Consider the following 24,970-nt stretch of genomic DNA (forward strand, 5'->3'; position numbering starts at 1 on the left):
GACATCCACGTGCAGGACGACGACGGCAGGGCGCTGCAGCGCGCGAGTGACTTCCGCGAGTCCTCGCGCCGCTCCTTCCTGATCGGCTCGGCCGCGGCCGCCCTCGTGACGGCCGACCTCGTCACCACGCGCGTCATCCAGTCCCAGCGGGACCAGACACGCATCCTCCCGCTCGACGACGAGGAGGCCCGCGCACGGTTCCCCAACGACCGCTGGGTCCTCTTCCCCGGGTACAAGACGAGCTGGGAGGAGGGGCTCTGGATCCTCAACTCGCTGCGGCCGGCACTCACCCGGCGGGCGCAGATGGCGGTGATGGGCTACTCCAACCGCGGCCTGGACATCAACAACGTCGTGGCCACCATGAACCGGTACGTGGACAACTTCCGGCTCGAGCGGCTCTACTTCTACGGCCACAGCTTCGGCGGCATGGTGGCGGTGGAGGTCGCGGCGCGGTTGCGTGACCGCGGTATCCCCGTGGAGCTCATCTTCCTCGACTCCTCGCCGTCCAGCCGCTACGACGTCCGCGACCAGCGCATGTTCGACGGCGTGGTGCGGCTCTACGAGGCCGGGGTGCGCGTGCCGATCAGCCTGCGCGGCACGTACGAGCTGGGCGAGCGGATCGTCCACAAGAACGAGCGCACCTGGAGCCAGATCGTGGACCAGACCCTCGAGCAGCTCTCACCCCTCGCCCCCAGCAGCGAGCTCATCCAGACCCAGTCCTCGTACATCTACCACTTCGACGTGTCGCGGTTCCGGCTCTCCCTCGGCGACACGAAGGTGGTCTTCGCCGGCAACCCGGACGACGGCGTCGTCGACTACGCGACGGCGCGCGCCGGCTGGGCGCGGTCGCTGCCGGACAACGTGGTCTCGGTGGACCGCCGCACGGAGGGCGCCCTGCCGGCGCATGCGAGCCCGCAGTGGAACCCGCTGGTCTACCAGGGAGTCGTCTCCGCCGTGCAGCGCGAGTACGTGCCGGTCCCGCGCGGCGGCGGCTGGAAGCGCTTCTTCTGAGCCGGGACTAGACCTGGTCGATCAGTTCCGCCACCGAGCCGCATATCTGCGCCGGACGGAACGGGTAGGCATCGATGTCCGCCGGCTGGGTGATGCCGCTGAGCACGAGGACCGTGTGCAGGCCCGCCTCCATGCCGGCGATGATGTCGGTGTCCATGCGGTCGCCGATCATCGCCGTCGTCTCCGAGTGGGCGTCGATCTGGTTCATCGCGGAGCGGAACATCATCGGGTTGGGCTTGCCGACGATGTACGGGTCGCGGCTCGTCGCCGCCGTGATCATGGCCGCGATGGCCCCCGTCGCGGGCAGCGGGCCCTCCTTCGACGGCCCGGTGACGTCCGGGTTGGTCGCGATGAACCGCGCGCCGTCGAGGATGAGGCGGACCGCCTTGGTGATGGCCTCGAACGAGTAGGTGCGGGTCTCGCCGAGCACCACGTAGTCGGGGTTGGTGTCGGTGAGGACGAAGCCGGCCTCGTGCAGTGCCGTCGTCAGCCCCGCCTCGCCGATCACGTAGGCCCGCCCGCCGGGCATCTGGTCCCGCAGGAACTGGGCCGTGGCGAGCGCCGACGTCCACAGGTTCTCCTCGGGGATCTCGAGCCCGGACGCCTTCAGGCGTGCCGCGAGGTCGCGCGGCGTGTAGATCGAGTTGTTCGTGAGGACCAGGAAGCGCCTCGAGGTGGCGACCCACCGCTCGATCAGCTCGGCCGCGCCCGGGATGGCCTGGTTCTCGTGCACCAGGACGCCGTCCATGTCCGTGAGCCAGCACTCGATGTGTTCGTTCTCGCGCATGGGGCGTCCTTTCCAGGGGGTGCGGGGAATTGCCGCTGCCAGTCTCCCACCTTCCGCGCCGTCTACGCTTGAACGGTGACGAAACCCCTGCCGGAGACCCCCGACCCCACCGACGCGACCGACCCGCACGGGACGCCCGGCCCGGCGGTCGGCGTCGGCCCGTGGGAGGGCGAGGCGCCCGACGGCGAGCACTGGGACCGCAACCTGCTGGCCTCCGGGGACACCCGCAACGTCGTCGACGCCTACCGGTACTGGACGCACGAGGCGATCGTGGCGGACCTCGACGAGCGGCGGCACGGCTTCCACGTGGCCATCGAGAACTGGCAGCACGACCTCAACATCGGCTCCGTGGTGCGGACCGCGAATGCCTTCCTCGCCCGGGAGGTCCACATCATCGGACGACGCCGGTGGAACCGGCGCGGCGCGATGGTCACCGACCGCTACCAGCACGTCCGCCACCACCCCACGGTGGCGGACTTCACCGCGTGGGCGGCGGCCGAGGGGCTCGCCGTGATCGGGATCGACAACTTCCCGGACTCCGTGCCACTGGAGACCTACGACCTCCCGGAGAAGTGCGTCCTCGTGTTCGGGCAGGAGGGCCCCGGCCTCACCCCGGAGGTCCACGAGGCGGCCGAGGCGACGCTCTCGATCGCGCAGTTCGGGTCCACGCGGTCCATCAACGCGTCCGCGGCCGCCGCGATCGCGATGCACGGCTGGGTGCGCCGGCACGTGTTCGGCCAGTCGGTCTGACCCCGCCGTCATCCTGCCCGGCGGCCCCTGCGCCGGGCAGGTCCGCTCGCTAGGATGAACCGAAGCACTCACCACCACGAAGGAGTCCTCAGCATGCCTATTGCAACCCCTGATGTTTACGCCGAGATGATCGACCGCGCGAAGGCGGGCGGCTTCGCGTTCCCGGCCGTGAACGTGACCTCCTCGCAGACCCTCAACGCAGCGATGCGCGGCTTCGCCGAGGCGGGCTCCGACGGCATCGTGCAGGTCTCCACGGGCGGTGCGGCGTACTGGTCGGGCGCGAGCGTGAAGGACATGGTCGCCGGCTCCCTCGGCTTCGCCGCCTTCGCCCGCGAGGTCGCGAAGAACTACGACGTCAACATCGCACTCCACACCGACCACTGCCCCAAGGACAAGCTCGACGACTTCGTGCTGCCCCTCCTCGCAGCGTCCGAGGAAGCCGTGAAGAACGGCCGCGACCCCATCTTCAACTCGCACATGTGGGACGGCTCGGCCGAGACCCTCGAGGAGAACCTCCGGATCGCCCGCGACATCCTGCCCCGCGCCGCAGCCGCGAAGATCATCCTCGAGGTGGAGATCGGCACCGTCGGCGGCGAGGAGGACGGCGTCGAGAACGCCATCAACGACAAGCTCTACACCACCGTCGAGGACGCCCTCGCGACCGTCGACGCGCTCGGCGCCGGGGAGCACGGCCGCTACATCACGGCCCTGACCTTCGGCAACGTGCACGGCGTGTACAAGCCCGGCGGCGTGAAGCTGCGCCCGGAGATCCTCAAGGAGATCCAGGACGAGGTGGGCCGGAAGATCGGCAAGGACAAGCCGTTCGACCTCGTGTTCCACGGCGGCTCCGGGTCCTCCGACCAGGAGATCGCCGACGCCGTCTCCTACGGCGTCATCAAGATGAACATCGACACGGACACCCAGTACGCGTTCACGCGCCCGGTGGCGGACCACATGTTCCGCAACTACGACGGCGTCCTGAAGGTCGACGGCGAGGTCGGCAACAAGAAGACCTACGACCCCCGGGTCTGGGGCGCCTCGGCCGAGGCGGGCCTCGCCGCGCGCGTCGTCGACGCCGCCGCTTCCCTCGGTTCCGCCGGCAAGAAGCTCTAGCGCCGTGTCGGACGAGTTCCGCAGGAACCTGCTGGGCCCCGAGCCCACCCTGCTGCCGGAGGAGCCCGACGTCGTCGCGCGCCTCGCCGCGGGCGACGAGGCCGTCGACCTGGCCGCCGCGCACCCGACGTCGTCGCTCGTGTGGGCCATCCTGGCCGACGAGGCGTACGCGGAGGGCCGCACCATCGAGTCCTACGCCTACGCGCGCACCGGCTACCACCGCGGCCTCGACGCCCTGCGGCGCAGCGGGTGGCGCGGCGCCGGTCCCGTCCCGTACTCGCACGAGCCGAACCGCGGCTTCCTCCGGGCACTGTTCGCCCTGGGTCGGGCCGCCGCGTCCATCGGCGAGATCGAGGAGGCCGAGCGGATCGCGGTGTTCCTTCGCGAGTCCGATCCGGAGGCGAGCGCGCAGCTCGCCGGCTGACGCCCTGACCGGCGGACGGGGAGGGCGGGCCGCGCCCGTCCTCCCCGTTGTCCGGGCTGTGCAGGTACGTCCTACCCGTAGGTCGAGTGCATAAACGAGTAGTGCGGATCCTTGTGCCGCTGTTACCAACGCGACCACTGTTAAATGCACCACGCAACGTGGTGAGGCGGATGGGAGTAGTGGTAAGCATGGCGACGAATGTGAGCACCAGCGACCTGTACACCGTGGCGGAGGTCGCTGCCATGATGCGGGTGTCGAAGATGACCGTCTACCGCCTGGTCCAGGCCGGGACGATCCACAGCATCCGGTTCGGGCGCTCCTACCGGGTGCCGCAGAGTGCGGTGCGGGAGTACATCGCCTCGACGAACTCGGGGTCCGACTACTCCATCTGAACCACGACGGACGGGATGGCATGAGGGGTTTCGCCCGATTCTTCCCTCCTGCGCCCGCTCCCGGGAGAGCCGGGGACGCCGGTCTCTTCGGACCGCGGTCGACGGCGTGGCGCGTCGCACGCGAGCGGCTGGTCGTCGCGGGCGGGCCGGCGGCGCTCCTGCTGCAGGTGGCGCACCCGCTCGTCGGCGAGGGCGTGCGCGCGCACAGCGACTTCGCCGCGGACCCGCTCCAGCGCCTGCGCGGAACGCTCGACGCCGTCCTCACGGTCACGTTCGGGGACCGGGCGCAGGTCCGCGCCGCCGCCGGACGGGTCGCGCGCATGCACCGCCCGGTCACGGGGACGCTACCCCGTCCCAGTGCCGCGCTGCCCGCCGGGACCCCGTACAGCGCCGCCGACCCCGGGCTGGCCCTCTGGGTGTTCGCGACCCTCGTGTGGACCGCCCTCCAGGTGACGGACCGCTTCCTGCGCCCGACGACGGCGGAGGAGCGCGAGGCCTACTACCGGGACATGACGCAGCTGGCCCGCGTCTTCGGGGTGACGGACGCCGTGCTGCCCGCGGACTACCCCGGCCTCGACCGCTACGTCACCGAGCAGGTCCGGGACACGCTCGACGCCGGTCCCACGGCCCGCCTGATCGCCCGGCAGATCCTCGCACCCGACCCGCCGCTCCTTCCGGCGCCCCTCCGGCCACTGCCCGCCGTCCTCGCAGCCGGGATCCTGCCCGCGCGGCTGCGGGAGGGATACGGCCTGCCATGGCGGCGGCGCGAACGCGTGGTGTTCGCCGTCGTCCGGTGGGGCACCCGGCTCGTCGTGCCCCTGCTCCCGGACCGGGTCCGCTACTGGCCGCACTACCTCGTGGCCCGGGACCGGGTGGCGGAGGACGGCTAGGCCCGGGGCGGGTGCGTCGTCGTGCACGCGTTTCGCGGGAGCCGTGGCCCGACGACGGCGTGTCCCACCGCGACACGCGCCTCAGGGGCCGAGACGCGTGCACGACGCCACGCGCGTGGTCACTCCTCGGGGCGGCGGATGGTCGTCGTCACCGTGACCAGCTGCGGGCGGGGTGGCGCCGAGCTGAAGCCGAACCGGACGGGCGGGCTCACGGGGGCCAGGGTGCCGAGGTCCTCGCCACGCCACGTCACCGTCGCACCGATGACGGCCCGGGCCGACGTGACGCCGTAGTACTCGGTGCGGCCCTGCCCGGCGGACCCGGCCGTCGCGACGCCCTTCACCAGCAGCGAGGCCACCGGGTTGATCACCGCGAGCCACCGGGGGTGCGTGGCCAGGCGGCTCGGGACCAGGCCGAGGAGCCGTCCCAGCAGGGTGACGCGGCCGAGCTCGGCGAGGACCTGCAGGTCCCCGGCGTCGACGACGAGCCGGCCGCCCGCCAGGGCCGAGGTGACCGGGGTGAGCACGACGTCGTCGAACGTGTACGTGGCGCCGACGTAGTCCGCGATCCCGGCCGTGGGCGCGAGCAGCGTCCGCCGGCCCCCGGAGTCCTCCATCATGACGTCGGTGAAGGCACCGAACGGCGAGGTGTCCCACCGGCCGATCACCAGGCGCGTACCGGAGGCGGTGCCGATGCCGGCGATGTGTCCTTCGAAGCGGTCCATGACCCCATTGTGCCGCGCGCGCCCGGTCGCGTCCGGTCGGGCCGGGGGAGCAGTCGGAACGGAACTGCAACCGTCACGGAGCAAGCTTTTTCCGCGCTTCCACGGCGCCTCGGCTAAACTCGGACGGTAAGAGCCCCAGGGGACGCGCCGCGTGCGCGACCGTTTGGGGCGTTCTGATGCACGGCGTACTTTCCGCGGTCGCGCGGGAGGAACCCGTACCGAATGGGGGAGGATCCCATGCCAGCAATCGTCATTGTCGGAGCCCAGTGGGGCGACGAGGGTAAGGGCAAGGCCACTGACCTGCTGGGCGGCCGGGTCGACTACGTCGTGAAGCCGAACGGCGGCAACAACGCCGGGCACACCGTGGTCGTCAACGGCGAGAAGTACGAGCTGAAGCTCCTCCCCGCCGGCATCCTCAGCCCGAACGCCGTGCCGATCATCGGCAACGGCTGCGTCATCAACCTCGAGGCGCTTTTCGAGGAGATCGACGGGCTCGAGGCCCGCGGCGCCGACACCTCGAAGCTGCGCGTCTCCGCCAACGCCCACCTCGTGGCGCCCTACCACCAGGTGCTCGACAAGGTCACCGAGCGCTTCCTCGGCAAGCGCGCGATCGGCACCACGGGCCGCGGCATCGGCCCGGCGTACATGGACAAGGTGGCCCGTCTGGGACTCCGCGTCCAGGACGTCTTCGACGAGTCGATCCTGCGCCAGAAGGTCGAGGGGTCCCTGAAGCAGAAGAACGAGCTGCTGGTCAAGGTCTACAACCGTCGCGACGTCGAGGTCGAGGAGGTCGTCTCCTACTTCCTCTCCTTCGCCGACCGGCTGCGGCCACTCGTCATCGACTCGACGTTCGTGCTCAACGAGGCGCTGGACGCCGGCAAGGTGGTCCTCATGGAGGGCGGCCAGGCGACCTTCCTCGACGTCGACCACGGCACCTACCCGTTCGTGACGTCGTCGAACCCCACCGCCGGCGGCGCCTCCGTCGGCTCGGGCATCGGCCCCACGCGCATCTCCCGGTCGATCGGCATCATCAAGGCGTACACCACGCGGGTGGGTGCGGGACCGTTCCCCACGGAGCTCTTCGACGAGATGGGCACGTACCTGCAGAAGACGGGCGGCGAGTTCGGCGTCAACACCGGCCGTCCGCGCCGCTGCGGGTGGTACGACGCCGTGCTGGCGCGGCACGCGTCGCGCGTCAACGGTTTCACGGACTACTTCGTGACCAAGCTCGACGTCCTCACGGGGATCGAGAGCATCCCGGTGTGCGTCGCCTACGACGTCGACGGCGTCCGGCACGACGAGATGCCCATGACGCAGACCGAGTTCCACCACGCCAAGCCGATCTTCGAGTACTTCGACGGCTGGACCGAGGACATCACGGGTGCCCGCACCATCGAGGACCTGCCCGACAACGCGCAGACCTACGTCCGGGCACTCGAGAAGCTCTCCGGGACCCGGTTCTCGGCCATCGGCGTCGGCCCGGACCGCGACCAGACCATCGTGGTCAACGACCTCATCAACTGACCCCGCGGTTCCACGGCAGAGGCCCCCTTCGTCCTGCGAAGGGGGCCTCTGGCGTGCTGGCGCGTGCCGGTCCGGCTACAGGTTGACGGTGATGTCCGCGTCCTCGCGCAGTTGCGCGATCAGGGCCTGCGCCGCCTCCGACGTCTTGCCGCCCTCGAGCTGCTCCACGATCTCGTTGCGCACCTCCTCCAGCGGGGGCAGCGGGGAGTCGGTGGCACCGCTGGCCTCCTGCTGGGTCTTCGCGGCGTCGTAGGCCTCCTGGATCTCCTCGTCGCTGGGCGTCGTGTCGCCGGCCTCCTCCGCCAGCAGGGCGTCGAGCTTCACCTGGTCGGCGAGCTGGGCGTCGAACTCGGCGTCGTCGAGCCCCTGCTCGGAGAACGCGGCCCGCAGCTCCTCCTCCGAGCCGAGCCCGCTGGTCTCCAGCAGGTTCTCGATCGCCGCGGCGCGGGCCTCGGGGGTGACCTCGATGCCGCGCTCGTCCGCTTCCTGGCGCAGCAGCTCGGTGCTCACCAGGTTGTCCGCGACGCTCGTTCTCAGCAGCTCCTGGTCCACCTCCTGGCCGCCGGCCTGCGCCTGCGCGGCGGCCTGCGGGAACTGCCCCTCGTAGGCCGCGGTGAACTCCTCCCGCGTGATCTCGGTGCCGTTGACGACGGCGACGACGTCGGGGACGCCCTCGAGGTCGGGCTCCGGCTGGGCCGCCGCCGACTCGCCCGGCGCGGGCGCCGCGCTCGACGACGTCGTGTCCTCCGGCTCGTCGCCGGCGGCACCGCACCCGCCGAGGACGGCGATGGAGCCGACGAACGCGGCTGCGAGCAACCGCCGGCCCAGGATTGTTCCCTTGATGGTCATGCTGAGCCCGTCCTTGCGTAGCGTGCAATGGTCAGCCTGCGACGATAGCGGCGCCACCTGAACGCCCGCTGGACGCGCTACCAGCCCCAGGTCCCCGCACCGCCCTTGAACGGACCGACGATCGCCGCGGTGATCCACCCGCCGTAGAAGTCGCCCTCCTGCGCCTGCACCCGCTCGCCGTCCACGCTGCATTCGTCCATCCGCGAGGGATAGAGGGCCGCGCGCGTGGCGAGGTCCTCGTACCCGCGCACGGGCGTGGGGTACGTCCAGGCGCCGCGCGGGCTGCGGGCGTCCCCGGCGACGACGTCGAAGTATCTCGCGGCGCCCTTGAACTCGCAGTGCGTGGAGCCGTCGACGGGCACCAGGACGCCGGGCGCGAACGCGTCGATCGGCAGGTAGTAGACCGGCGGATGGCTCGTCTCGAGGACCCGGACGGCGTCGTCCGTGCTGATGATCAGCCGGCCCCCGAACCGCACCTCGATCCTCGCCGTCGTCCGCTCCACCCGCGGCGGCCGGGGGTAGTCCCACACCGATTCCTGGCCGGGGCCGGCCTCCACGCGCTGTCTTTTCAACGGGTTCCTCATGGGACGAAGGCTACTCCGGACATCTGGACGGGGTCTGTACGCTTGAAGGCAGGTGTCATCCACACGTGAGGGCGGAAACATGTTGGTCAGCGTCGGTCAGTTCAGGCCCGGTGGGGACGTCGCGGCGAACCTCGCCGTGATGCGGGGCCTCGCGGCGGAGGCTGCCGCCGGAGGCTCGGAACTCATCGTCTTCCCCGAGGAGTCGATGGTCGCGGTCGGCCGGGTCGAGGGCTCCCTCCGGCAGGCGGTGGAGGCCACCTGGACCTCCTTCGTCCAGCAGCTGTCCTTCATCGCGGCGGAGCACTCCATCGCCGTCGTCGCCGGAGGGTACGAGCCCAGCGGCGAGGAGCGGCCCTTCAACACGCTCGTCCTCGTGGACGGGACCGGCCGAATCGTGGACACGTACCGGAAGCTGCACCTGTACGACGCCTTCAGCTACCAGGAGTCCACGCGGATCAAGCCGGGCGACGGCGGCATCAAGGTGGCACGGCTCGGCGGACTCGGGGTGGGGCTCATGACCTGCTACGACGTCCGGTTCCCGGAGCAGGCGCGGGCGCTCGCGGATGCCGGGGCGGACCTCATCTGCGTGCCCGCCGCGTGGTTCAAGGGCGACCACAAGATCGAGCACTGGGAGACCCTGCTGCAGGCACGGGCCATCGAGAACACCGTGTGGGTGGCGGCCGCCGGGACCTCCAGCAGCCACACGATCGGCCACTCCGCCGTGATCGACCCCATGGGGGTCCCGCAGGCCCGTCTCGAGGACGAGGAGCGCGGCGTCGTCACGGCCGACGTGACGCGGCGCCGGGTCGACGACGTCCGCGAGTTCCTGCCCGTCCTGCGGAACAGGCGCTTCGCGCGGAACGACACCATTGTCGACGCCCACTGACGCAGAGCCCTCCCGTCCTGCGGCGTCCGTCCGCCGCACGGAGGGGACGCCGCCGGCGGACCCGGCCCGTGCCGCCAACATCCGGGACGTGGCCCGGCGCGCGGGGGTCTCGCACCAGACGGTCTCCCGTGTGATCAACGACCACCCGAGCCTCCGCGCGGAGACGCGCGACCGCGTCCTCGCTGCCATGGACGAGCTCAGCTTCCGGCCCAACCGGGCGGCGCGGGCCCTCGTGACCAGCCGGTCCACCACCATCGGCGTGCTCGTCGGCAAGGGTTTCGAGTACGGTCCCGCGGCCAGCCTGCAGGCCATCGACAGCGCGGCGCGCCAGGCCGGGTACGCCGTGGACGTCGCGCACCTCGACGACGTCGACGGCGGGTCCATCCGTTCCGCCCTCGACCGGCTGCTGGTGCACGGCGTGGACGGCCTCATCATCCTCGCGCCGCAGGCACAGACCCTCGGGGAGATCGAGCGGTTGTCCATCACGCTGCCGTTCGTGACCGTGCACTCCGCGCGGGAGCGCGACGACCACCGGCTGTCCGTGGACCAGTCCGGCGGGGCCGTCCTCGCCACGCGCCACCTGCTCGAGCTGGGCCACCGGCGCATCGCGCACGTCGCAGGACCCGACGGCTGGTTCGAGACGGACGCCCGCGTACGCGGGTACCGCAGCGAGATGCAGGCGTGGGGCCTGCAGCCCGAACCCCTCGTCTCCGGTACCTGGACGGCGGAGTCCGGCTACCGCGCCGGGCTCGCGCTGGTCGGGGACCCCGGGGTTACCGCGGTGTTCTCCTCGAACGACCAGATGGCCCTCGGCCTGATGCACGCCTTCCGGGAGGACGGGCGCCGGCTACCCGAGGACGTCAGCGTGGTGGGGTTCGACGACGTCCCCGAGGCCGCCCACTACTGGCCGCCGCTCACGACGGTGCGGCAGAACTTCCCCGAACTCGGCCGGCGGTGCGTCGCGCGGCTGCTCGGCCTGATCGGCGCGCCCGGAGCTGCCGGCGTGTCCGGACCGGACGGGACGCCCGACGCCGTGCAGCCCGAACTCGTCGTCCGCTCCTCCACGGCTCGCCCCCCGCACTGACGCCGTCGCACGTAGACAACCCCGCTGATTGACACATCACGCCACCAGGACGCACACTGGTGACCGCCGATGTGAACGGTCACATGACCGGTCACACCACCCCGATCCAGCAGGGCACTGCCAGCAGTCCCGAGAAGAACGAAGAGGTCCTTCCCTTGAGTGACTCCATCCCGGGCGTGTCCACGCCCCCAGCGGACGACGGCAGGCCCGCCTACGTCATCGGCGTCGACTACGGCACCCTGTCCGGGCGTGCCGTCGTCGTGCGTGTCTCCGACGGCGCAGAACTCGGCGCCTCCACCCTCGAGTACCCGCACGCCGTGATGGACACGGTCCTCGCCGCGACCGGGGAGCAGCTGCCACCCGAGTGGGCGCTGCAGGTGCCCTCCGACTACGTCGATGTGCTCCGCACCGCCGTGCCGGCCGCGGTCCGGGACGCCGGGATCGATCCGCAGGACGTCATCGGCATCGCCACCGACTTCACCGCCTGCACCATGGTGCCCACCCTCGCCGACGGCACCCCCCTCAACGAGGTGCCCGGCTACGAGGACCGCCCCCACGCCTACGTGAAGCTGTGGAAGCACCACGCCGCCCAGGGCCAGGCCAACCGCATCAACGACCTCGCCGCCGAGCGCGGCGAGGCCTGGCTGCCGCGCTACGGCGGACTGATCTCGAGCGAGTGGGAGTTCGCCAAGGGCCTGCAGTTGCTCGAGGAGGACCGTGAGCTGTACGACCTCATGGACCACTGGGTCGAGGCGGCCGACTGGATCGTCTGGCAGCTCACCGGGGAGTACGTGCGCAACGCCTGCACCGCCGGGTACAAGGGCATCTACCAGGACGGCACCTACCCGTCCGAGGAGTTCCTCGCCGCACTCAACCCCGACTTCGCCGGCTTCGCCAGGGACAAGGTGGAGCACACCATCGGCGCCCTCGCCTCGAAGGCGGGATCGCTGTCGGAGGAGGCCGCCGGGTGGACGGGCCTCCCGGCCGGTATCGCCGTCGCCGTCGGGAACGTGGACGCCCACGTCACCGCCCCCGCCGCGCAGGCCACGGACCCCGGTCAGATGGTGGCCATCATGGGCACCTCGACCTGCCACGTGCTGAACTCGGACCGCCTCAGCGAGGTCCCGGGCATGTGCGGTGTGGTCGACGGCGGGATCGTGGAGGGCTTCTACGGCTACGAGGCCGGCCAGTCGGGTGTCGGCGACATCTTCGCCTGGTTCGTCGCGAACCAGGTGCCCGGCGAGATCCGCGACGCCGCCGCGGCGCAGGGCCTGAGCGTGCACGAGTACCTGACGGAGCAGGCGCAGGCGGAGCCGGTCGGCGCCCACGGCCTCGTCGCGCTCGACTGGCACTCCGGCAACCGCTCGGTCCTCGTCGACCACGAACTCTCCGGCACCATCGTGGGACTGACGCTCGCCACCCGTCCGCACGAGATCTACCGCGCGCTACTGGAATCCACGGCGTTCGGGACCCGGAAGATCGTCGAGACCTTCAACGCGGCCGGCGTGCCCGTCACGGAATTCGTCGCGGCCGGCGGACTCATCCGGAACCCCTTCCTCATGCAGGTCTACGCCGACGTGCTGAACATGCCGATCTCCGTGATCGGCAGCTCGCAGGGCCCCGCCCTCGGCTCGGCGATCCACGCCGCCGTCGCGGCAGGCGCGTACGAGGACATCCACGCCGCAGCCGCCGCCATGGGCCGCCTGCAGCGCGCGGCCTACACCCCCGACGCGGACCGCGCGGCGGCCTACGACGCGCTGTACCGCGAATACACGGAGCTGCACGACTACTTCGGCCGCGGCACCAACGACGTCATGCACCGGCTCAAGGCGCTGCGCCGGTCCGTCCGGACCGCCCCTGCACAGCAGGCGGTGTCCGCATGAGCACCATCGACGCCACGACCTTCAGCCCCGAGGTGGAGGCCGCGATCCAGGAGGTCCGGAAGGACGTCGCGGCGCTGCACGCCGAACTCGTGCGCTACGGGCTCGTCGTCTGGACCGGCGGCAACGTGTCCGGCCGCGTGCCGGGCGCCGACCTGTTCGTCATCAAGCCCTCCGGCGTCGGTTACGACGAGCTGACGCCGGAGAACCAGATCCTGTGCGACCTCGACGGCGCCGTCGTCGCGGGCACCCCCGGGTCGGAGCGCTCGCCGTCGAGCGACACCGCGGCGCACGCCTACGTCTACCGCCACATGCCCGACGTCGGTGGCGTCGTGCACACGCACTCCACCTACGCCGTGGCGTGGGCGGCCCGGGGGGAGGCGATCCCCTGCGTCCTCACGGCGATGGCCGACGAGTTCGGCGGTGAGATCCCCGTGGGCCCGTTCGCGGTCATCGGCGACGACTCGATCGGACGCGGCATCGTGGAGACGCTCACCGATCACCGTTCCCGCGGCGTGCTGATGAAGAACCACGGACCGTTCACCATCGGCAAGGACGCGAGGGACGCCGTGAAGGCCGCCGTCATGCTCGAGGACGTCGCGCGCACCGTCCACATCTCCCGCCAGCTCGGCACGCCGACCGGCATCCACCCCGAGCACATCGACTCCCTCTTCGACCGCTACCAGAACGTCTACGGCCAGCCCGCCAGCCCAGGAGCCCCCGCATGAGCCCCCTCAGCACCACCCTCGACACCTACGAAGTCTGGTTCCTCACCGGCAGCCAGGACCTCTACGGCGAGGAGACGCTCCAGCAGGTCGCCGAGCAGTCCCAGGAGATCGTCCGCCTCCTCGGTGACGCGGGACTGCCCGTCAAGGTGGTCTGGAAGCCGACCCTCAAGGACTCGGCCTCGATCCGGCGCATGGCGCTCGAGGCCAACGCCGCGGACCAGGCCATCGGCGTCATCGCCTGGATGCACACCTTCAGCCCCGCCAAGATGTGGATCGCGGGCCTCGACGCCCTCCGCAAGCCGCTGCTGCACCTGCACACGCAGATCAACGTCGCGCTGCCGTGGGCGGAGATCGATTTCGACTTCATGAACCTGAACCAGGCCGCGCACGGCGACCGCGAGTTCGGCTACATCCAGACGCGCCTCGGGGTGCCGCGGAAGACGGTCGTCGGGCACGTCTCGAACCCCGACGTCTGCGCGAAGGTGGCCACGTGGCAGCGCGCGGCGGCCGGCTGGGCCGCCGTCCATGAGCTCAAGGTCGCGCGCTTCGGGGACAACATGCGCAACGTCGCCGTCACCGAGGGTGACAAGACCGAGGCCGAGCTCCGGTTCGGCGTCTCGATCAATACGTGGGGGGTGAACGACCTCGTCGCCGCCGTCGACGCCCAGCCGGAGGCCGACGTCGACGCCCTCGTGGCCGAGTACGAGGAGACGTACGACGTCGCACCGGAGCTCCGCCGCGGCGGCGACCGCCACGAGTCGCTGCGCTACGGCGCCCGGCAGGAACTCGGCCTGCTCTCGTTCCTCGAGGAGGGGGACTTCGGGGCGTTCACCACCAACTTCGAGGACCTCGGCGCGTTGCGGCAGCTGCCCGGCCTCGCCGTCCAGCGGCTCATGGCGCGCGGCTACGGCTTCGGCGCGGAGGGCGACTGGAAGACCGCCGTGCTGGTACGCGCGGCGAAGGTCATGGGGGCGGGACTGCCGGGAGGGGCCTCGCTCATGGAGGACTACACGTACCACCTGGTGCCGGGGGAGGAGAAGATCCTCGGCGCGCACATGCTCGAGATCTGCCCCACCCTGACCACCGCGACGCCCTCCCTCGAGGTGCACCCGCTGGGCATCGGCGGCAAGGAGGACCCAGTGCGCCTCGTGTTCGACACGGACGCCGGCGCGGGCGTCGTCGTCGCGCTGTCCGACATGCGCGACCGCTTCCGCCTCACCGCGAACGCCGTCGACGTGGTCCCGCCGGACGCCCCGCTCCCCAACCTGCCGGTGGCCCGCGCGGTGTGGCAGCCGGAGCCGAGCCTCGAGGTCTCCGCGGCCGCCTGGCTCAGTGCCGGGGCCGCGCACCACACCGTCCTCAGCACCGCGGTGGGCCTCGAGGTCTTCGAGGACTTCGCCGACATCGCCCAGGTGGAACTGCTCCGCATCGACGCCGACACGACGCTGCGGGACTTCCAGCGGGAACTGCGCTGGAACGCCGCCTACTACCGGCTGGCCCAGAAGCTCTAAGACCCTTTCCCCGAAAGCCGGCGACCCTGCCGGAAACCACTCACAAGGAAGATCCACCATGAATCGGAAATACCTGGCCGGCATCGCGGCCGCCGGCGTCCTGACCCTCAGCCTCACCGCGTGCGGCGGAAGCCGCGGCGGCGACGCCTCCGCCGCGGAAGGCGGTTCCAACGAGGGCGCGAAGATCGGCGTCGCCATGCCCACGCAGCAGTCCGAGCGCTGGATCGCCGACGGCGAGAACGTGAAGAGCCAGCTGGAGGACCTCGGCTACGAGGTGGACCTGCAGTTCGCCAACGACGACATCCCCACCCAGGTCTCCCAGATCGAGAACATGATCAACGGGGGCGTCAAGGCCCTCGTCATCGCCTCGATCGACGGCACCACCCTGACCAGCGTCCTCGACCAGGCCGAGTCCCAGGACATCCCCGTGATCGCCTACGACCGCCTGATCAACGGCTCGGACACCGTGGACTACTACACGACGTTCGACAACGAGGAGGTCGGTGTCCAGCAGGCCACGTCCCTGCTGACCGGCCTCGGCATCCTCGACGCCGACGGCAAGGAGACGGGCGAGAAGGGCCCCTTCGACGTCGAACTCTTCGCCGGCAGCCCGGACGACAACAACGCCACGTTCTTCTGGAACGGCGCCATGGAGACCCTGCAGCCCTACCTGGACAGCGGTGTGCTCCGCGTACCCAGCAAGCAGACCGACTTCGAGCAGGCGGCGATCCTCCGCTGGCTCCCCGACACCGCGCAGGACCGCATGGAGGACCTCCTCACCGTCGGCGGCGGCGAGCGCCTCGAGGGCGTCCTGTCGCCCTACGACGGCCTGTCCATCGGCATCATCTCGGCCCTGACCTCCGGCGGCTACTCGGCGGACGAACTGCCGGTGGTCACCGGTCAGGACGCCGAGGTCGGCTCGGTGAAGTCGATCATCGCCGGCGAGCAGTACTCGACGATCTTCAAGGACGTCCGCGAGCTGGGCAAGCAGGCCGTCACCATGGTCGACGCCCTCATGAAGGGCGAGGAGCCCGAGGTGAACGACACCGAGACGTACGACAACGGCGTCAAGGTGGTCCCGTCCTATCTCCTCGAATCAGAGATCGTCACGGTGGACAACTACGAGGCCTCCCTCGTGGAGACCGGCTACTACACCGAGGACGACCTCAAGTAGCCCGTCCGCCCCATCCCGGACGTCGCAGCTCCGGACCTTCCCGGTCCGGAGCCGGCGGCGCCGGACCTCGCCCGGCCGCTGCCGGGACTTCCACCGACGTAAGCGAGGCTCGACCATGGCGGAGAACATCCTCAGGATGCGCCGCATCACCAAGACCTTCCCGGGCGTGAAGGCCCTGCAGGACGTCAACCTCGACGTCGTACGGGGCGAGGTCCACGCGATCTGCGGGGAGAACGGGGCCGGGAAATCGACCCTCATGAAGGTGCTGTCCGGGGTGTACCCGCACGGCACGTACGACGGCGACATCGAGTTCGAGGGCAGCATCGCGGAGTTCCGGGACATCCGGGACAGCGAGCGCGCCGGCGTCGTCATCATCCACCAGGAGCTCGCCCTCTCACCCTTCCTGTCCGTCGCGGAGAACATCTTCCTCGGCAACGAACGCGAGAAGCGCGGCTTCATCAACTGGAACGAGACCAACGTCGAGGCGGCCAAGCTGCTCCGGCGCGTGGGCCTCGACCTCAACCCGGTGGTACGGGCGCGCGACATCGGGGTCGGCAAGCAGCAGCTCGTCGAGATCGCCAAGGCCCTGTCGAAGAACGTGAAGCTGCTGATCCTCGACGAGCCCACCGCGGCGCTGAACGACGAGGACTCCGCGCACCTCCTCGGGCTCGTGAAGGGCCTCCGCGACGAGGGCATCACCTGCATCATCATCAGCCACAAGCTCAACGAGATCCGTGAGATCGCGGACTCGGTGACCATCCTTCGGGACGGCCGGACGATCGAGACGCTCAGCCTCCATGACGGGTCCGTGACGGAGGAGCGCATCATCCGGGGCATGGTGGGGCGTGACATGGAGAGTCGCTACCCGGACCGCACGCCGTCGATCGGCGAGGAGGTGCTGCGGGTCGAGGACTGGACCGTCCACCATCCGCAGGAGACCGGTCGGGTGATCGTCGATGCGGCGAACCTCTCCGTCCGGGCGGGCGAGGTGGTCGGGGTCGCCGGGCTCATGGGCGCGGGACGCACCGAGCTCGCCATGAGCATCTTCGGGCGGAGTTACGGCTCCGGCATCACGGGCACGCTCTACAAGAACGGGACGCCGATCACCGCGAAGACCGTGGGGGAGGCCATCCGGCACGGCATCGCGTACGCGACGGAGGACCGGAAGCGCTACGGGCTGAACCTGATCGACGACATCAAACGCAACATCTCCGGTGCCGCCCTCGGCAAGCTCGCGACGCGCGGGTGGGTGGACGGCGGTCAGGAGGCCGTCGTCGCCGGCGACTACCGCCGCTCCATGAACATCAAGGCGCCCTCCGTCACCTCCATCACCGGGAAGCTGTCCGGCGGCAACCAGCAGAAGGTGGTGCTCTCCAAGTGGATGTTCTCGGACCCCGACGTCCTGATCCTCGATGAACCCACGCGCGGGATCGACGTCGGCGCGAAGTACGAGATCTACACGATCATCAACCGCCTCGCCGGAGAGGGGAAAGCGGTGATTGTCATCTCCTCCGAACTGCCCGAACTCCTCGGGATCTGCGACCGCATCTACACGCTCGCGGAGGGGCGCATCACCGCCGAAGTGCCCATCGCGCAGGCGACACCGGAACTCCTCATGCACTACATGACCAAGGACAAGGACTGATTCCATGGCAACCACCGTCAAGGACCCCGTCGTCACGACGCCGCCCCCCACCGTCAAGGACGGGGTGTCCTTCCTCGCCGGCAGGCTGCGGCAGATCGGCATCTTCGTGGCGCTCCTCGTGATCGTCACCCTGTTCCAGGTACTGACCGGCGGCGCGCTGCTGCAGCCGGACAACGTCTCGAACATCATCGTCCAGAACAGCTACATCCTCCTGCTGGCCATCGGCATGGTCATGATCATCGTGGCCGGGCACATCGACCTGTCGGTCGGGTCGGTCGCGGCGTTCGTGGGCGCCATGTCCGGCATCATGGTGCAGGACTGGAACTTCCCCTGGTGGGCTGCGTTCGTCGCCTCGATGATCATCGGTGGACTGGTGGGCGCCTGGCAGGGCTTCTGGGTTGCCTACGTGGGGATTCCGGCGTTCATCGTCACCCTCGCGGGCATGCTCGTCTTCCGCGGGCTCACGCAGATCGTGCTCGAGAACCAGCGCATCACCGGTTTCCCCGAGGAATACCGGCAGCTCGGCGGCGGTTTCCTGTTCCCGGGGCTGTTCCCGGCCGAGACGAACCTGCTCGACTGGACCACCGTGGGGCTCGGCCTCATCGCCGTCGCACTCCTCGTGATCACCCAGCTCCGCGGGCGGGCCACCCGGGCCCGGCTGAACCTCGAGGACGAGCCGCAGGCCTGGTTCCTCACGAAGCTCGCCTTCATCGTGGCGATCATCCTCGGCCTCACCTATCTGCTCGCGAGCTCCCGCAGCGGGACGCCGATCGTCCTGGTGGTCCTCGGCGTGCTGATCGTCGGCTACAGCGCCGTGATGAACAACTCCGTCTTCGGCCGCCACATCTATGCCCTCGGCGGCAACCTGCAGGCCGCACAGCTCTCAGGCATCAACACCAAGCGCATCGACTTCCTGCTCTTCGTCAACATGGGAGTGCTGGCCGCGCTGGCGGGCCTCATCTTCACCGGTCGCCTCAACTCGGCCGGCCCGGGGGCGGGCAACCTCTTCGAGCTCGACGCCATCGCGGCGGCCTTCATCGGCGGTGCCGCAGTGACCGGCGGTGTGGGGACGGTCATCGGAGCGATCACCGGCGGCCTGATCATGGGTGTGCTCAACAACGGGATGTCGCTGCTCGGGGTGGGGATCGACGTCCAGCAGTTCATCAAGGGCATGGTGCTCCTGCTCGCCGTCGGGTTCGACGTCTTCAACAAGCGCCGCGCCTCGAACGCCCTGAAATAGGACTCTCCAGAAACTTCCGAGAAATCCCGGGGCGAGCGTAACCTTCCCCGACCCGCCGTCGATTACCTGAATGAAGCGCCGCACCGAGGCTTATCCCCCAACGGGCCTCGGTGCGGCCTTTTTCGCACCTGAACGACGGGTTCTCGATCCCGCTCGGGAGGCGACGGTTACGATGGTGAGGCCGTTCCGCCCGAACAAGGACTAGATGAATCGTGGTCTCACCGCTGCCCGCTGATGCGCTCACCCGCGCTCAGACGGGCGAACCGGCGGCCCTGTCCCTCATCTACCAATCGCTGAGCCCTGCCGTCCTGGGGTACTTCGTGGGACGTGGGTCCGAGGACCCGGAGGCTCTCACCCAGGAAGTCTTCCTCGCGGTGTTCTCCAGGCTGGACTCGGTCACCGGAGGGCTGCCGGGGCTGCGCACGTTCACCTTCTCCGTCGCCCACGCGCGCTATGTGGACGAGGTGCGGAAGAGGGCGCGTGCTCCCGTCCTGGTGGGCTACGAGGTCGACGGCGATCCCCGGACCACCGACTCCGCGGAGGCGGTGGCGCTCGGCAACCTGGCGATCGGCGGGGCAGGAGGGCTGCTCGGACAGCTGAACCCCGAGCAGCGAGAAGTCATCCTGCTGCGCATCGTGGCGGAGCTGCCGATCGACCAGGTCGCGGAGATCCTGGGGAAGTCGGCAGGATCGGTCAAGCAGTTGCAGCGGCGCGGACTGCTCAAACTCAAGGAACTCGTTCACCTCGATGAATCGGAAGCACAATGACCGGACGTGAGACGCCGTCGCAGGACGCCGTGCTGCATCTCCTCGACGAGGCAGGCATCGCCGAGGATCCCGCCCTCGTGCGTGCCGTCGAGACCATCGGCAGCCTCGGGGCGGGGCCTGCGCCGGAGGTCACCGCCGAACTCGCCCAGCTGATGGCCGACGGTGGCAAGGCGCCCGCGGCCCGTCGCAACAAGCGCCGCGTCACCTTCATCGGTGGGGCACTCGCCGTGTCCATGGGCATCGGGATGTCCGGCGTCGCGGCCGGCACCGCCCTCACCGACGGGCTCACGGACGCCGTCGAGTCGATCACGCGTTTCAGCATCCGCGACGACGCGGACCGGGCCTACCCCCTGCCCGGCGTGCTGGCCGGGCCGGACGACGGCGGACACGGCATCGTGGCCCCCGTGGAGATCCCCGCCCCCTCGCACACGACGCCGGGGCCGTCGGTCGCGGTGCCGCGTCCGGCGCCGGAGGTCGCGCCGAAGGACCGGGCGGCCGACGGCGACTCACCCGTGCCAGGGGCCGGACCGGCCGTGGTGCATGCCGCGCCACACGGTCCGCCGGACGCCGGGACCGCCCCGGAGCCACCGTCTGCTCCTGCGGCGCCTCCTGCTGCTGTTCCTCCTGCCCGTCAGGCACCGCCCGCCCCTGCCGCCGTCCCACCGGCTGCCGCTACGCCGGTGACCGTCCCACGGTCCGCTGACCGTCCGGTCGCTCCGGCGGGATCGTCGCCTGCACCCGAGCGTCGCTCCGCATCCGGGCCGGAGAGCCCCGTGCCCGCGGACCGGGCTCCAGGGGCCCCGGTCCCCGGGAGCGGGAAGGCCGGCACCCCCGCCCCCGGGAGCGGTCAGGTGGACGCCCCGGGTCCCGAGGTCCGGTTGCTGAAGCAGGCCCAGTCGGGACCTCCAGCCGGTCCCGCCGCGGACCCGCGCGGGAAGGGCTCGGACGCACATGCGACGCCTGCACCCCAGGGCAGCGTCTGGCTCCGCGCGCCCGGGCCAGCTCCCGGGTCAGCTCCCGGGCCGGCTGGTCAGGCCGTCGAGGGACAGCCGGTGGACCGGTCGGCGGCGCCGGCTCCCGGGCCGCCGGGCGCGCCTGCCGCCGAGGAGCATGCCGTGGACGAGCACGCCGAGGAGCATGCTAAGGACAAGCCCGACACCGACCGGCCCGACACCGACCGGCCCGACACCGACCGGCCCGACACCGACCGGCCCGACACCGACCGGCCCGACACCGGCCGGCCCGAGACCGGCCGGCCCGCCGTCGAAGGGTCCGAGGGGGCAGGCCCGCCGGAGGTGTCCGACCTCCGCTAGGAGGTGATCTGCCGCCTGGAGGAGATGACGCCGGTGTTGAATCCTGCGAGATTGAGCCCGCCGTGGAAGCGTGCGTGCTCGATCTTGATGCACCGGTCCATGACCACGTCCAGGCCCGCGGCCTCGGCGTTCCGCGCGACGTCCTCGTGCCACGATCCCAGCTGCAGCCAGAGCGTCTTCGCGCCGACGTCGAGCGTGTCCTGCAGTACCGACGGCAGGTCGTCGTGCTTGCGGAACACGTCGACGACGTCGGGCACCTCGGGCAGGTCCTTCAGCGACGCGTAGGCCGGCCGGCCGAGGATCTCCTTCGCCACCGGGTTCACGAAGTACAGGCGGTAGGGGGAGGAGGACTGCAGGTAGGTCGCGACGAAGTAGGACGCGCGCGAGGGCTTGTCCGAGGCGCCGACGATCGCCACCGATCGTGCGGACCGCAGCAGGTTCAGCCGTTCGGGCGCCGTCGGGCCTTCCCAGGTCCGTTCCGGGACCACGCTGTCGGTGCCGCTCATGCTCCCACTCCCACTGCCCGCGTCGCCGAGGCGTCGCCGTCGGTCTCCCCGGCCGCTTCCTGCGGCAGGTCCTCGAACGCGTCGTCGGAGGCGTTCACCGCGATCTCGAGGGCCTGGTCCAGGTCCCAGAGGATGTCCTCGAGGTCCTCCAGTCCCACGGAGATGCGCACGAGGTCCTCGGGCACGCCCGCCGCGGCGAGCTGCTCGGCCGAGAGCTGCTGGTGCGTCGTCGAGCCCGGGTGGATCACGAGGGTGCGGGAGTCGCCCACGTTCGCGAGGTGCGAGGCGAGCTGCAGCGACTCGATGAACTTCTGGCCCGCCTTGCGGCCGCCCCTGATGCCGAAGCTGAACACGGATCCGGGCCCCTGGGGAAGGTAGGTCTTCGCCCGTTCGTGATGCGCGTGGGTGGGGAGTCCGGCGTAGTTGACGTATTCCACCCGCGGGTCGGCCTGCAGCCACTCCGCGACGGCCTGCGCGTTCTCGAGGTGTTCGTCGAGGCGCTGCGCGAGGGTCTCCACCCCCTGGAGGAGCTGGAAGGCGGACGTCGCTGAGAGGGAGGGCCCGATGTCGCGGAGCTGTTCGGTGCGCAGCTTCGTCAGGAATCCGTATTCCCCGAAGTTCGCCCACCACTGGATGTTGCCGTAGGAGGGCACGGGTTCGGTCATCATGGGGAACTTCCCGTTGCCCCAGTCGAAGCGACCGCTCTCCACGATCACGCCGCCGAGCGTGGTGCCGTGCCCGCCGATGAACTTGGTGGCCGAGTGGATGACGATGTCCGCGCCGTGCTCGATGGGACGCACCAGGTAGGGCGTGCTCAGCGTGGAGTCCACGATGAACGGGATCCCGGCGTCGTGGGCGACCTTCGCGAGGCCCGCCAGATCGGCGATCTCACCCGAGGGGTTCGCGATCACCTCGGCGTAGACCGCCTTGGTGTTGTCCCGGATGGCGGCCGCATAGTCCGCGGGGTCCGTCCCGGGGACGAAGGTGGTCTCGATGCCGAAGCGGCGCAGTGTGACGTCGAGCTGGGTGACCGTTCCCCCGTACAGCTGGGATGCGGCCACGATGTGGTCGCCGGCCTGGCAGAGCGCCGCGAAGGTGATGAACTCCGCGCTCATGCCGGACGCCGTCGCCACCGCGCCGATCCCGCCCTCGAGGGAACTGATGCGCTCCTCGAACGCGGCGACGGTCGGGTTGCCGATCCGCGAGTAGATGTTGCCGTACTTCTGCAGGGCGAAGAGGTTCGCGGCGTCGTTGGTGTCCTTGAACACGAAGGACGTGGTCTGGTAGATCGGGACCGCCCGGGCGCCGTGGGTGGCGTCGGGAGTGCCGCCGGCGTGCAGTGCACGCGTGCGGAAGCCGAAGGAACGTTCTGCCATCAGGCACCTGCCTTGCTGGGTCGGGATGCCGCGGGCGCGGAGCGGGCATCGGGGTGGGGGCCGGAGGCGGCTGTGGCGATGCTCATGGTCTCCTCCATCGTTCTGGCAGTAGCACCCTCATGTCGCCGCGGGAACGCGGAGGCCAGGGTTGCTGCGGCGTCAGTGAGCCAGATCTCTCGGCCGCTCGGGATGGTCGGGTCGAGTCTGACACCGGGCGGGCGCAGAACCAAACCATGTGTCCCCGTATGAGGTGGGCCTTGCGGGCTGCGGACCGCCGTGGCTGCGCGGGCGCTCCGGCCGGCGCCTAGGGTGGAGGGATGGAGGATTGGAGATCGGCGAGCCGGGCGCAGGACCGGAGGCTGTGGCAGACGCTCTGGTGCGTCGGCGCCGCCCTGACGCTCACGCTGGCGAGCAGCATCCTGGTGGCCGTCGGCGACCCGGGAGCGGAGGTCCTGGGACGGTTCCACGTGCAGCAGGCGGTGCTGCTCGCGCTCAGCGCGGCGGGGACGATCGTGGCGCTCCGCCGCTGGCGGGCGCTGCGCGAGTGAGCGCACCCTACCTCCCGTTACTCAAATGTGACAAATCGGCGAGGCGCTGGGTATTGTCGGCGAGTGCCTCCGCGACCGTGGGGCGCTCCTGGACGGATTGCCGAGCCCTGCCGTCGTCCGGGACACGTTCGCAACCACGAAGGCAGGGACGGGGGAACCATCAGTTCCACCGGGCGCGCAGGGCAACCTGCAGGCGTCCTCGGGGTTAAGTCGCACCGCATCACCCATCGGTGATGCGCGCGGCCGGGTGACTCCCATCCGAACCCGACAGCTCACCCCGCAGGCATGGGAGAGGTACAACACCATGTCACGAAACATCACTTCCGCACGTCACCGTGCCGACGTCGACAGCAATCTCGCGCTGCAGGGCCTGTCCCGCGCCGCCAAGGCCCACGCCACCGCGGTCGGCCGCCCCGTCGCCATCGCCGCCGTCACCTCGGGCCTCGCCCTCACCGCCGTGGGCACGGCCAACGCCGGCGAGTACACCACGCAGAGCACGACGACGGCCCCCGCCGCCGTTGCAGCACCGGCCGCCGCCGTCGCTCCCGTCGCAGCCCCCGTTGCTCCCGCTGCCGCCTCCACGACGCACACCGTCGTCGCCGGCGACACCCTGGGCGCCATCTCGGCACGCTACGGCGCCGACCTGACCGCCGTCCTCACGGCGAACGGCCTGTCCGTCTCCTCCATCATCTTCCCGGGCGACACCGTCACCATCCCGACGGGCGCCGCGACGGCTCCCGCCCGGACCGTGTCCGTGCCCGTGGCCGTCCCCCAGGCCGCCCCCGCCGCGTTCGTGGCTCCCGCTGCTCCTGTGGCACCGGTCCAGCAGGCTGCGGCTGTAGCCCCGGCCGCGCCCGCTGCTCCCGCACCGAGCGTGAACCTGCTGTCCGCCAAGATCACCCCGGTTGCTTCCTCCTCCTCCGGCGTCGGCGGTACGATCCTCGCCTCCGCCCAGGCCCAGCTCGCCGCCGGTGCCGTCCAGGACTGCACCGTCCTGGCCGAGAAGGCACTGCGCGCCGCGGGGATCTCCGTGGGCGACCTCGGCCCCTCGCAGTTCCTCAACTACGGCACCCAGGTCGGATCCCCGGCTCCGGGTGACCTCGTCGTCACGGCCGGCCACGTCGCCATCTACGCCGGCGGCGGCCAGGTCATCAGCAGCGGCATGAACGGTGGGAACCTCACCATGCAGCACCCCCTCTCGGATCTTCCGGGAGCCACTTTCGTCCGGGTTGCTGGCTAAATACCGGAACGAACCACACGCGGGAA

General features: G+C 70.4%; 25 protein-coding genes and 2 riboswitches. Of the genes, 19 read left to right on the forward strand and 6 right to left on the reverse strand.

The window, feature by feature from the left end:
• Positions 1–9 precede the first annotated feature (9 nt).
• The gene (locus ACSGDB_RS15155) at positions 10–1,011 is read left to right on the forward strand and encodes a thioesterase domain-containing protein (protein ID WP_434995745.1); all 1,002 of its coding nucleotides are present in this window, start codon (positions 10–12) and stop codon (positions 1,009–1,011) included.
• 7 nt (positions 1,012–1,018) lie between these two features.
• Here the strand turns inward: ACSGDB_RS15155 and ACSGDB_RS15160 are convergent, their stop codons facing one another.
• Positions 1,019–1,798, reverse strand: a complete 780-nt coding sequence (locus ACSGDB_RS15160) for an HAD-IIA family hydrolase (RefSeq protein ID WP_434995746.1) — start codon at positions 1,796–1,798, stop codon at positions 1,019–1,021.
• An 87-nt stretch (positions 1,799–1,885) separates the two neighbouring features.
• Here ACSGDB_RS15160 and ACSGDB_RS15165 point away from each other — a divergent pair, with 87 nt between their 5' ends.
• The 5 genes from ACSGDB_RS15165 to ACSGDB_RS15185 all read left to right on the forward strand — a co-directional run bounded on the left by ACSGDB_RS15165 (position 1,886) and on the right by ACSGDB_RS15185 (position 5,367).
• Entirely contained in the window at positions 1,886–2,548 is a 663-nt protein-coding gene (locus ACSGDB_RS15165) for a TrmH family RNA methyltransferase (protein WP_434996000.1), read from the forward strand.
• Positions 2,549–2,641: 93 nt separating this feature from the next.
• Complete coding sequence (gene fbaA / locus ACSGDB_RS15170; protein ID WP_434995748.1) at positions 2,642–3,661, forward strand: class II fructose-bisphosphate aldolase; 1,020 nt, start codon at positions 2,642–2,644, stop codon at positions 3,659–3,661.
• 4 nt (positions 3,662–3,665) lie between these two features.
• A complete protein-coding gene (locus ACSGDB_RS15175; protein ID WP_434995750.1) occupies positions 3,666–4,085 on the forward strand; it encodes a DUF3151 domain-containing protein in 420 nt (139 codons plus the stop codon).
• 188 nt (positions 4,086–4,273) lie between these two features.
• Positions 4,274–4,477, forward strand: a complete 204-nt coding sequence (locus ACSGDB_RS15180; RefSeq protein ID WP_043443903.1) for a helix-turn-helix domain-containing protein — start codon at positions 4,274–4,276, stop codon at positions 4,475–4,477.
• 20 nt (positions 4,478–4,497) lie between these two features.
• The gene (locus tag ACSGDB_RS15185) at positions 4,498–5,367 is read left to right on the forward strand and encodes an oxygenase MpaB family protein (RefSeq protein WP_434995752.1); all 870 of its coding nucleotides are present in this window, start codon (positions 4,498–4,500) and stop codon (positions 5,365–5,367) included.
• A gap of 119 nt (positions 5,368–5,486) precedes the next feature.
• Here ACSGDB_RS15185 and ACSGDB_RS15190 read toward each other — a convergent pair whose 3' ends face one another.
• Complete coding sequence (locus ACSGDB_RS15190; RefSeq protein WP_434995754.1) at positions 5,487–6,089, reverse strand: hypothetical protein; 603 nt, start codon at positions 6,087–6,089, stop codon at positions 5,487–5,489.
• Positions 6,090–6,326: 237 nt separating this feature from the next.
• On the opposite strand from ACSGDB_RS15190, the gene ACSGDB_RS15195 reads away from it, so the two are divergent.
• A complete protein-coding gene (locus tag ACSGDB_RS15195; RefSeq protein ID WP_434995755.1) occupies positions 6,327–7,613 on the forward strand; it encodes an adenylosuccinate synthase in 1,287 nt (428 codons plus the stop codon).
• 75 nt (positions 7,614–7,688) lie between these two features.
• Here ACSGDB_RS15195 and ACSGDB_RS15200 read toward each other — a convergent pair whose 3' ends face one another.
• Complete coding sequence (locus ACSGDB_RS15200; RefSeq protein ID WP_434995757.1) at positions 7,689–8,462, reverse strand: SurA N-terminal domain-containing protein; 774 nt, start codon at positions 8,460–8,462, stop codon at positions 7,689–7,691.
• A 77-nt stretch (positions 8,463–8,539) separates the two neighbouring features.
• Entirely contained in the window at positions 8,540–9,046 is a 507-nt protein-coding gene (locus ACSGDB_RS15205; protein ID WP_434995758.1) for a DUF427 domain-containing protein, read from the reverse strand.
• Between the two features lie 79 nt (positions 9,047–9,125).
• Here ACSGDB_RS15205 and ACSGDB_RS15210 point away from each other — a divergent pair, with 79 nt between their 5' ends.
• The 10 genes from ACSGDB_RS15210 (at position 9,126) to ACSGDB_RS15255 (ending at position 21,274) form a co-directional block, all read left to right on the forward strand.
• On the forward strand, positions 9,126–9,932 hold the full coding sequence (locus ACSGDB_RS15210; protein WP_434995759.1) for a carbon-nitrogen hydrolase family protein: 807 nt from the start codon (positions 9,126–9,128) through the stop codon (positions 9,930–9,932).
• Between the two features lie 79 nt (positions 9,933–10,011).
• Complete coding sequence (locus tag ACSGDB_RS15215) at positions 10,012–11,016, forward strand: LacI family DNA-binding transcriptional regulator (protein WP_434996002.1); 1,005 nt, start codon at positions 10,012–10,014, stop codon at positions 11,014–11,016.
• A gap of 83 nt (positions 11,017–11,099) precedes the next feature.
• Positions 11,100–12,899 carry a ribulokinase gene (gene araB / locus ACSGDB_RS15220; RefSeq protein ID WP_434995760.1) on the forward strand — a complete coding sequence of 600 codons (1,800 nt, stop codon included), beginning with the start codon at positions 11,100–11,102 and terminating at the stop codon, positions 12,897–12,899.
• On the forward strand, positions 12,896–13,624 hold the full coding sequence (locus tag ACSGDB_RS15225) for an L-ribulose-5-phosphate 4-epimerase (RefSeq protein WP_434995761.1): 729 nt from the start codon (positions 12,896–12,898) through the stop codon (positions 13,622–13,624). The genes araB and ACSGDB_RS15225 overlap by 4 nt, the downstream gene beginning before the upstream one ends.
• Positions 13,621–15,135 carry an L-arabinose isomerase gene (gene araA, locus ACSGDB_RS15230; protein ID WP_434995762.1) on the forward strand — a complete coding sequence of 505 codons (1,515 nt, stop codon included), beginning with the start codon at positions 13,621–13,623 and terminating at the stop codon, positions 15,133–15,135. The genes ACSGDB_RS15225 and araA overlap by 4 nt, the downstream gene beginning before the upstream one ends.
• Positions 15,136–15,193: 58 nt before the next feature.
• A complete protein-coding gene (chvE, locus tag ACSGDB_RS15235; RefSeq protein ID WP_434995763.1) occupies positions 15,194–16,309 on the forward strand; it encodes a multiple monosaccharide ABC transporter substrate-binding protein in 1,116 nt (371 codons plus the stop codon).
• A gap of 115 nt (positions 16,310–16,424) precedes the next feature.
• A complete protein-coding gene (gene mmsA / locus ACSGDB_RS15240) occupies positions 16,425–17,954 on the forward strand; it encodes a multiple monosaccharide ABC transporter ATP-binding protein (protein ID WP_434995765.1) in 1,530 nt (509 codons plus the stop codon).
• Between the two features lie 4 nt (positions 17,955–17,958).
• The gene (gene mmsB / locus ACSGDB_RS15245; protein WP_434995766.1) at positions 17,959–19,194 is read left to right on the forward strand and encodes a multiple monosaccharide ABC transporter permease; all 1,236 of its coding nucleotides are present in this window, start codon (positions 17,959–17,961) and stop codon (positions 19,192–19,194) included.
• A gap of 212 nt (positions 19,195–19,406) precedes the next feature.
• Positions 19,407–19,961, forward strand: coding sequence for an RNA polymerase sigma factor (locus ACSGDB_RS15250; RefSeq protein ID WP_434995768.1), 555 nt, complete (start codon positions 19,407–19,409; stop codon positions 19,959–19,961).
• Positions 19,958–21,274: a hypothetical protein gene (locus ACSGDB_RS15255; RefSeq protein WP_434995771.1), complete on the forward strand. Its 1,317-nt coding sequence runs from the start codon at positions 19,958–19,960 to the stop codon at positions 21,272–21,274. Before ACSGDB_RS15250 ends, ACSGDB_RS15255 begins: the two co-directional genes overlap by 4 nt.
• Here ACSGDB_RS15255 and ACSGDB_RS15260 read toward each other — a convergent pair.
• Entirely contained in the window at positions 21,271–21,780 is a 510-nt protein-coding gene (locus ACSGDB_RS15260; RefSeq protein WP_434995773.1) for a CoA-binding protein, read from the reverse strand. The genes ACSGDB_RS15255 and ACSGDB_RS15260 overlap by 4 nt on opposite strands.
• Complete coding sequence (locus ACSGDB_RS15265) at positions 21,777–23,156, reverse strand: O-acetylhomoserine aminocarboxypropyltransferase/cysteine synthase family protein (RefSeq protein WP_434995774.1); 1,380 nt, start codon at positions 23,154–23,156, stop codon at positions 21,777–21,779. The genes ACSGDB_RS15260 and ACSGDB_RS15265 overlap by 4 nt, the downstream gene beginning before the upstream one ends.
• Positions 23,157–23,247: 91 nt before the next feature.
• Positions 23,248–23,352: riboswitch (SAM riboswitch) on the reverse strand.
• Between the two features lie 121 nt (positions 23,353–23,473).
• On the opposite strand from ACSGDB_RS15265, the gene ACSGDB_RS15270 reads away from it, so the two are divergent.
• Both ACSGDB_RS15270 and ACSGDB_RS15275 read left to right on the forward strand, forming a co-directional pair.
• Positions 23,474–23,704 (forward strand): hypothetical protein, encoded by a 231-nt coding sequence (locus tag ACSGDB_RS15270; RefSeq protein WP_434995775.1) that lies wholly within the window; start codon positions 23,474–23,476, stop codon positions 23,702–23,704.
• A gap of 119 nt (positions 23,705–23,823) precedes the next feature.
• A riboswitch (cyclic di-AMP (ydaO/yuaA leader) is annotated at positions 23,824–24,003 on the forward strand.
• A 5-nt stretch (positions 24,004–24,008) separates the two neighbouring features.
• Complete coding sequence (locus ACSGDB_RS15275) at positions 24,009–24,944, forward strand: LysM peptidoglycan-binding domain-containing protein (RefSeq protein WP_434995777.1); 936 nt, start codon at positions 24,009–24,011, stop codon at positions 24,942–24,944.
• The last annotated feature ends 26 nt before the right edge of the window (positions 24,945–24,970 follow it).

This window comes from Arthrobacter sp. Ld5, assembly GCF_051172775.1.
Taxonomy (GTDB): domain Bacteria; phylum Actinomycetota; class Actinomycetes; order Actinomycetales; family Micrococcaceae; genus Arthrobacter_D.